This window comes from Streptomyces sp. NPDC059900 (assembly GCF_050270335.1).
GTDB lineage: Bacteria > Actinomycetota > Actinomycetes > Streptomycetales > Streptomycetaceae > Streptomyces.
This window is the reverse complement of the sequence record NZ_JBNNJZ010000396.1, coordinates 1-7,668: the sequence shown is the minus strand read 5'-3', so window position 1 is coordinate 7,668 and position 7,668 is coordinate 1. Positions and strand designations below refer to the sequence as shown.

Annotated in this window: 5 protein-coding genes; 3 read left to right on the top strand and 2 right to left on the bottom strand. The window is 71.2% G+C overall.

The features are described 5' to 3' along the window. The first annotated feature begins 58 nt into the window (after positions 1-58). Positions 59-538 carry a MarR family winged helix-turn-helix transcriptional regulator gene (locus ACQKIP_RS33820; RefSeq protein WP_365866969.1) on the top strand — a complete coding sequence of 160 codons (480 nt, stop codon included), beginning with the start codon at positions 59-61 and terminating at the stop codon, positions 536-538. 98 nt (positions 539-636) lie between these two features. Continuing rightward, positions 637-2,238 (top strand): MFS transporter, encoded by a 1,602-nt coding sequence (locus tag ACQKIP_RS33815; RefSeq protein ID WP_365866968.1) that lies wholly within the window; start codon positions 637-639, stop codon positions 2,236-2,238. Between the two features lie 67 nt (positions 2,239-2,305). Here the strand turns inward: ACQKIP_RS33815 and ACQKIP_RS33810 are convergent, their stop codons facing one another. Then, positions 2,306-4,189, bottom strand: a complete 1,884-nt coding sequence (locus tag ACQKIP_RS33810; protein ID WP_365866965.1) for an ABC transporter ATP-binding protein — start codon at positions 4,187-4,189, stop codon at positions 2,306-2,308. Between the two features lie 179 nt (positions 4,190-4,368). Between ACQKIP_RS33810 and bglX the strand changes: the two genes are divergently transcribed. Beyond that, complete coding sequence (gene bglX, locus ACQKIP_RS33805; protein ID WP_365866963.1) at positions 4,369-6,660, top strand: beta-glucosidase BglX; 2,292 nt, start codon at positions 4,369-4,371, stop codon at positions 6,658-6,660. A 62-nt stretch (positions 6,661-6,722) separates the two neighbouring features. On the opposite strand, the gene ACQKIP_RS33800 is transcribed toward bglX, so the two are convergent. Beyond that, on the bottom strand, positions 6,723-7,586 hold the full coding sequence (locus ACQKIP_RS33800; RefSeq protein WP_365866961.1) for a GNAT family N-acetyltransferase: 864 nt from the start codon (positions 7,584-7,586) through the stop codon (positions 6,723-6,725). Between the last annotated feature and the right edge of the window lie 82 nt (positions 7,587-7,668).

Sequence of the window (7,668 nt, the reverse complement as noted above, 5' to 3'; positions counted from 1 at the left end):
GAGCGAGACCGGGAAGGGTCTTTGGACATACCTATGTGCGCAGAGGTACTCTCCCGTCGTGCCCGATTCCAGCGCGTCCGCCAGGGACCTCGACCGTGTGGCCTCGGCCCTCGCGGCGAGCCTGCCCGCGCTGAACCGCGCCCTGGACCGGCACGTCGGCCGGGACTTCGCGCGCCCCAAGCCCCCCGAGGCCCAGCTCGCCTTGCTGCGCCTGGTGGCCCAAGAAGAAGGCACCACTGTCCGTGAGGCCGCCCACGCGCTGCTGATGCGGCCCAACAACGTCAGTGCCCTGGTCTCCCAGCTCACCGAGCAGGGCCTCCTCGAACGGCGGCAGGACGCGGACGACAAGCGGATCGCGCATCTGCATCTGACCTCCCGCGCCCGGCGCGAGCTGGCCGAGGTCCGGCGCCTCGAAGGCGAACACCTCGCGCGCGCCCTTCAGTTCCTCACCCAGGGAGAGCGCGACGCGCTGGGCTCGGCCGTCGGCGCGCTCGCCTCGCTCACACGGCAGCTGCACGTCACGCCTCCGGCGGAGTAGGCCGCCTCCCCGTCACGGGGACTCTTCCGGCTGCCTGCGCGCTGCGCCTTTGCGCAACTCCCCTCATCCAGAACTCCCCAGACAGACAAGGCACCTTCATGCCGTCCACCACCGTGGATCCCTCTCCCCTGCCCGCACACTCCCCGCCCGGAGCGCCCGCACCCGCGCCCGCCGGCCGGCGCGCCAACCCCTGGCTGACGCTGGTCGCCGTCGCCTTCGGGCTCTTCATGGTCCAGCTCGACGCCTCAGTCGTGGCCATCGCCAACCCGGAGATCGGCCGCGCCCTGAAGGCGTCCACCGCGGACCTCCAGTGGGTCACCAACGCCTACCTGCTCGCGCTCGCGGCCTCGCTCATCCCGGGCGGCAAGCTCGGCGACCGCTTCGGGCGGCGCACGTTCTACCTGGTCGGCGTCGTCGGGTTCACGCTCGCCTCGGTCGCCATCGGCCTCTCGGGCTCGGTCGAGGGGGTCATCGCCTTCCGGGCGGTGCAGGGCTTCTTCGGCGGGCTGCTGATGCCCAACACCCTGGGGCTGCTGCGCACCGCCTTCCCGCCGCGCAAGTTCGGGATGGCCGTGGGTATTTGGGCCATGGTCTCGGCGGTGTCGACCGCGCTGGGCCCGATCGTGGGCGGACTGCTCCTGGAGAACGTCTCCTGGGAGTCCGTCTTCTACATCAACGCCCCCATCGGCCTGCTCGCCCTGCTGGTGAGCGCCGCCGTGCTGCCGCAGAGCAGGAGCGGGAACGCCGGGGAGCCTGCGCGGTTCGACCTCCTCGGGGTCGTCCTGCTCGCCGTCGCGCTGCTGTCCGTGGTCTTCGGCGTCGTCAAGGGCGAGACCTGGGGCTGGGCCTCGGCGGGCACCCTGGGATGCGTCGGCGCCGGTGTGCTGCTCCTCGGCGCCTTCGGGTGGTACGAGACGCGCGTGGCGCATCCGCTGCTTCCGATGCGGCTCTTCCGCAGCCGGGCGCTGACCACCGGCACGGTCATCACCGCCCTCAACTTCTTCGTCATGCTCGGCGTGATCTTCTTCGTGATGCTGTACCTGCAGAACGTGCGCGGCTTCTCGCCGGTCGAGGCCGGTGTGCGCACCCTGCCGCTCAGCCTCGCCTCCCTGGTGGCGTCCCCGCTGGGCGCCGCGCTCACCGCACGCTTCGGACCGCGTCTGACGATGCCGCTGGGCATGCTGCTCCAGGCCGGGGCCGCCTTCGGCATGCTCACCTGGGACACCGGCTCGTCGTACGCCACGATGTGGCCGCCCTTCGTCGCGCTCGGCCTGGGAGTGGGCATGGTCCTGTCCGCGTCATCCGATGCCATCGTCGGTCAGGCTCCCGTGCGGGACGCGGGCGTGGCGGGCGGGTTGCAGGCCACCTCGCTGCAGATCGGCGGCGCCCTCGGCACCTCCGTCCTGGTCTCGCTCATCAGCAGCCGGGTCGGCTCGACACTGACCGGTGAGCTGACCGGCGCGGGCGTCCCGGAGGCCGTGGCGGCCGGGCTCCGGGAGGCCGGGGACGCGGTGGCGATGGGCGCGGCCCCGGTGTCGCCCGACATGTCCGCGCAGGTGAAGGCGGCGGTCGTGGACGGCAGCGGTCAGGCGTTCATGAACGGCGTGCACACGGCCGTGACCGTGACCGGCGTGCTCTGCCTGCTGGGCGCCGCCGGTGCGGCGGCCGGTCTGCGGCGCGCCTCGGCCGCGCGGCACTAGGAGATACGTACGGAAACGCGCCGGACCGGCCGGGTAACTCCGGCCGGTCCGGCGCGTGTTGCGTGTTCTAGGCCGCCGCCACCTGCTCCGCCTTGTCGGCGAACTGTGTGCGGTACAGCTCCGCGTACCGGCCGCCCGCCGCGAGCAGTTCCTCGTGGGTCCCGCGCTCCACGATCCGCCCGGCCTCCACGACGAGGATCTGATCGGCGGACCGCACCGTCGAGAGCCGGTGCGCGATGACGATCGCGGTGCGGCCTTCCAGGGCCTCGGCGAGTGCTTCCTGCACCGCCGCCTCCGAGGTGTTGTCGAGGTGCGCGGTGGCCTCGTCGAGGATGACCACCCGCTGCTGGGCCAGGAGCAGCCGGGCGATCGTCATCCGCTGGCGCTCGCCGCCGGAGAGGCGGTAGCCGCGCTCGCCGACCACCGTGTCCAGGCCGTCCGGCAGGGAGCGTACGAGGTCTTCGAGACGGGCCCTGCGCAGGACGTCCCACAGGTCGTCCTCGGTGGCTTCGGGGCGGGCGAGCAGCAGGTTGGCGCGGACCGACTCGTGGAAGAGATGGCCGTCCTGGGTGACCATGCCGAGCGTGCGGCGCATGGACACCGCCGAGAGGTCGCGGACGTCGACCCCGCCGATGCGTACGGTGCCGCCGTCCGTGTCGTACAGGCGGGGCAGCAGTTGGGCGATCGTCGACTTGCCCGCGCCGGACGAGCCCACGAGCGCCACGGTCTGGCCCGGCTCGGCGCGGAAGGACAGGCCGTGCAGGACTTCGTCGCCGCCGCGGGAGTCGAGCGACGCGACCTCTTCGAGGGAGGCGAGGGAGACCTTGTCGGCGGACGGGTAGCCGACGCGGACGTCGTCGAACTCCACCGCCACCGGGCCCGGAGGGACTTCGCGTGCGTCGGGCTTCTCGTCGATCAGCGGCTTGAGGTCGAGCACTTCGAAGACCCGCTCGAAGCTGACGAGCGCGCTCATCACTTCGACCCGTGCGCCCGCCAGGGAGGTCAGCGGCGCGTAGAGGCGGGTCAGGAGCATGGCGAGGGACACGATCGCGCCCGTTTCCAGGTGGCCGTTCAGGGCGAAGTAGCCGCCGAGGCCGTAGACGAGGGCCAGGGCGAGCGCCGAGACCAGCGTGAGCGCGGTGACGAACGTGGACTGTGCCATTGCGGTGCGCACGCCGATGTCCCGCACCCGCCGGGCCCGTGTGGCGAACTCCTGCGACTCGGCGCCCGGACGCCCGAAGAGCTTGATGAGCGTGGCGCCGGGGGCGGAGAAGCGCTCGGTCATACGGGTGCCCATGGCGGCGTTGTGGTGCGCGGCCTCACGCTGGAGCTTCGCCATCCGGGAGCCCATGCGGCGCGCGGGCACGATGAAGACGGGGAGCAGGACAAGGGCGAGGAGCGTGATCTGCCAGGAGAGTCTCAGCATCATGGCCAGGGTCAGGAGCAGCATGACCACGTTGCCGACGACGCCGGAGAGCGTGTTGCTGAACGCGCGCTGGGCGCCGATCACGTCGTTGTTGAGGCGGCTGACCAGGGCGCCGGTGCGGGTGCGGGTGAAGAAGGCGACGGGCATGCGCTGGACGTGGTCGAAGACGGCGGTGCGCAGGTCGAGGATGAGCCCCTCCCCCAGGTTCGCCGACAGCCAGCGGCCGAGCAGGCCGAAGCCGGCCTCGGCGACGGCGATGGCGGCGATGAGCAGGGCGTACCGGACGACGAGCGAGGGCTCCCCGTCCGAGACGATCGTGTCCACGACACTGCCCGCCAGGAGGGGGGTCGCCACCGCGAGCATCGCGGTGACGATGCTCAGGAGCACGAAGTAGACGATGCGGCGTCTGTGCGGGCGGGCGAAGGTCCCGATGCGGCGCAAGGTGGCGCGGGCGAAGGGACGGCGGTCCTGCTCGGCGTGCATGACGCTCTGCAGCTGGCTCCAGGCTGTCGTTTCCATGCTCATGAGACGAACGTAAAACCTCAAGTTTCCTTGAGGTCAAGCATCGGGGGCGGAACACCCGAACGAGACCCCGCGCGTCCCTGCCGCATCCCTTGACCCGCGTGTAGCAGGAACGTACTTTCGCTTCAACTCTTGTGGCCATCACAGAGGTTGTCGACTTCCTGATGCGAGAAGGCGAACACATGCGAGAGCTACGAAGGCGTACTCTGCTGTCCGCGATCGGCGGCACCGCCGTCGCCGGAGGCGGTCTGACCGCTGCGGGGACCGGAATCGCCGAGGCCGCACCGCAGCGGCCGAGTCCCCTGGCCCCCCTCGACCCGCACATCAAGAAGCTGCTCGACCGTATGACTGTCGAAGAGAAACTGGGGCAGTTGCAGCAGCTCCCGTGGTCCGTCAGCACCGGCCCCGGCGGCAGCGAGACCAAGGACGTCGAGGACGCGGCACGCGCCGGACGGCTCGGCTCCGTCCTGAACATCTTCGGCGCCAAGAGCAGCAACGCCCTCCAGCGCATCGCGGTCGAGGAGTCCCGGCTCGGCATTCCGCTGATCTTCGGCCTCGATGTCATCCATGGCCTGTGGACCACGTTCCCGATCCCGCTCGCCCAGGCGTCCAGCTTCGACCCGGAGGTCACCCGGCGCGACGCCGAGGTGTCGGCGAAGGAGTCCCGCTCGAACGGCGTGCACTGGACGTTCTCGCCGATGATGGACGTCACGCACGAGCCGCGCTGGGGCCGCATCGCCGAGGGCTGCGGCGAGGACCCGTACCTCACGACGGCGTTCGCCGTGGCGAAGGTGGAGGGCTACCAGGGCGAGCAGGGGTCGGGCCTGGGCGCCAAGGACCGCATCGCCGCCTGCGCCAAGCACTTCGTCGCCTACGGCGGGGCCGAGGGCGGCCGGGACTACAACACGGTCGACGTGTCGGAGTCGCGCCTTCGCAACCACTATCTGCCGCCGTTCAAGGCCGCGTTGGACGCGGGCGTGGCCACGGTGATGGCCTCCTTCAACACCATCAGCGGCGTACCGGCGCACGGCAACTCCCACACCCTCACCGATGTCCTGTACAAGGAGTGGGGCTTCGAGGGCTTCGTCGTCAGCGACTGGAACGGCGTCGACGAACTGGTCGCGCACGGCTTCGCCGAGGACGGCGCCGACGCGGCCCGCCTCGCCCTCAATGCCGGTGTCGACATGGAGATGGCCAGCACGGACCTCGCCAAGAACGGCAAGAAGCTGCTGAGCGGCGGCAGGATCAGCGAGAAGCGCCTGGACGAGGCGGTGGCACGGATCCTGCGCCTGAAGCACGCACTCGGGCTCTTCGATCGTCCGTACGTCGACGAGGACGACGCCATCGACAAGCCCTCCGCCGATGCCCGCAAGGCGGCCCGTGAGGCCGCCGCTCGCTCGATGGTGCTCCTGAAGAACGACGGCAAGGCGCTTCCGCTCAAGAAGTCCGCCGGGTCGATCGCGGTCGTCGGCCCGTTCGGCGACTCCGACGACCTCCTGGGCACCTGGACGTTTCCGGGCGCGGCGAAGAGCTTCCCCTCGGGCAAGGTCCTTGCCGCGGTGAAGGCCGCGGCCCCGCGGGCGAAGGTGACGTACGCCAAGGGCGTCGACGCCGAGGGCACGGACACCGGCGGCATCCCGGCGGCGGTCGCGGCGGCCAGGAAGGCGGACGTGACCGTCGTCGTGGTCGGCGAACCCCCGGCGATGAGCGGCGAGGCCGCCGCGCGCAGCGACATCAGTCTGCCGGGCGGACAGGAGAAGCTGATCGAGGCGATCGCCGCGACGGGCAAGCCGTTCGTGGTGGTCCTGGTCAACGGGCGCCCGCTGACCGTCGGCGGCTGGCTGGAGTCGGCGCCCGCCGTCCTGGAGGCCTGGCACCCCGGCCTTGAGGCGGGCAACGCGATCGCCGACGTACTGTTCGGCAAGGTCAATCCGGGCGGCAAGCTGCCGGTCTCGTTCCCGCGCACGGTCGGCCAGATCCCCTGCCACTACAACCACGAGTCGACGGGCCGCCCGTACAGCGCGGACAACAAATACACGTCCAAGTACCTCGACCTGCCACCGGACCCGCAGTTCGCCTTCGGCCACGGCCTGTCGTACACGGACTTCGAGATCGGCGAGCCCAAGCTCAGCCGCGACCGCGTGCCGGCGGGTGCGCTGCGCAAGGGCGACACCCTGGAGGTCTCGGTCTCCGTCCGCAACACGGGCGGGCGCGCGGGCGACGAGGTCGTCCAGTTGTACGTGCACGACATCGCGGCGAGCATCACGCAGCCGGTGCGCAAGCTGCGCGGATTCCGCCGGGTGACGCTGGAGCCCGGCAAGTCCAAGACGGTCCGCTTCCGGCTCGGCGCCGACGACTTCGGGTTCTGGACGAACGCGGAGAACGGTGAGTTCCGGGTCGAGGAGGGGGCCGTGGACATCTACGTCGGCAACAGCTCCGAGGCCGGGGCGAAGAAGCGGCTGACGATCACGTAGGGACCGTGGGGGGCCGGGCCCGGTCGGGGCCGGCCCCTGCTCGTCCGGCCCGCCTCTGCCCGTCAGCCCAGTTCCAGCGTGGTCACGCCGAAGATCCGCTCCCCGGCCATCTCCCGCACCGGCCCCGTGTACATACGGGCGGTCTCGAACGTCGGCTTCATGCCGCGCGCCTCGGCCATCGCGACGGCATGCGGCTGGGTTTCGGGGACGTCGATGACGATGGTCTCTCCGTCCGCCTCCGCCGTGAGGGCGTCGAAAAGCTCTTCGGCGTCGGCGCGCGTATCGGCGAACAGGGGGCCGATGCGCCGGGCGCCATGGGCCGGGCGAAGCACGCCGTATCCGGTGATGCGGCCGTCGACGATGCGCACGAGGGCGCGGTGTCCCGGAGCGGTCAGCCAGGACTCCAGGAAGCGCGGGCGGTCGGCAGGACAACTCGCGGCGTCGTACGCGGTGATCGCCCGCAGGCCCGCGGCCTCGACCGGCAGGATCTGCGGGGACCGCGCTGCGCCGGGCGGCACGGGCACCGGGCCCGCGTACCGGATGGTGCGGTGGGCGAGTTCGAAGCCCGAGCGGCGGTAGTTGTCCTGCTGGGCCACCACGCCGTCTAGGCCGACGGTGCGGGTGCCCGCGTGGGCGAGGGCCGCCTGCCAGGTGGCGAGGCCGTGGCCGCGGCCGCGCAGGTCGGGGCGGACGAGGTAGAAGCCGAGGAAGGCGTACAACTCGTCGTAGTTCACGACCGAGATCGCGGAGACCGGCTCGCCGTCGATGCGGCCGATGAAGAACCCGTCCGGGTCCTGCGCGAAGAAGGACGTGCTGTCCCGCAGGCCCGGATTCCAGCCCTCGTCCGCCGCCCATCCGCTGACGACCTGCCAGTCGTCGAGCGTCGCCCGCGTGATGGTGAGCCGCTCCGGGGCCGAATCCGTCATCTGTGCACCCTTCGTACGTCCTACGCCGGAGGGGGCCCTCCCCCCTCGCACCGGAAAAGGGACGGTCCCACACGTCGGAGAG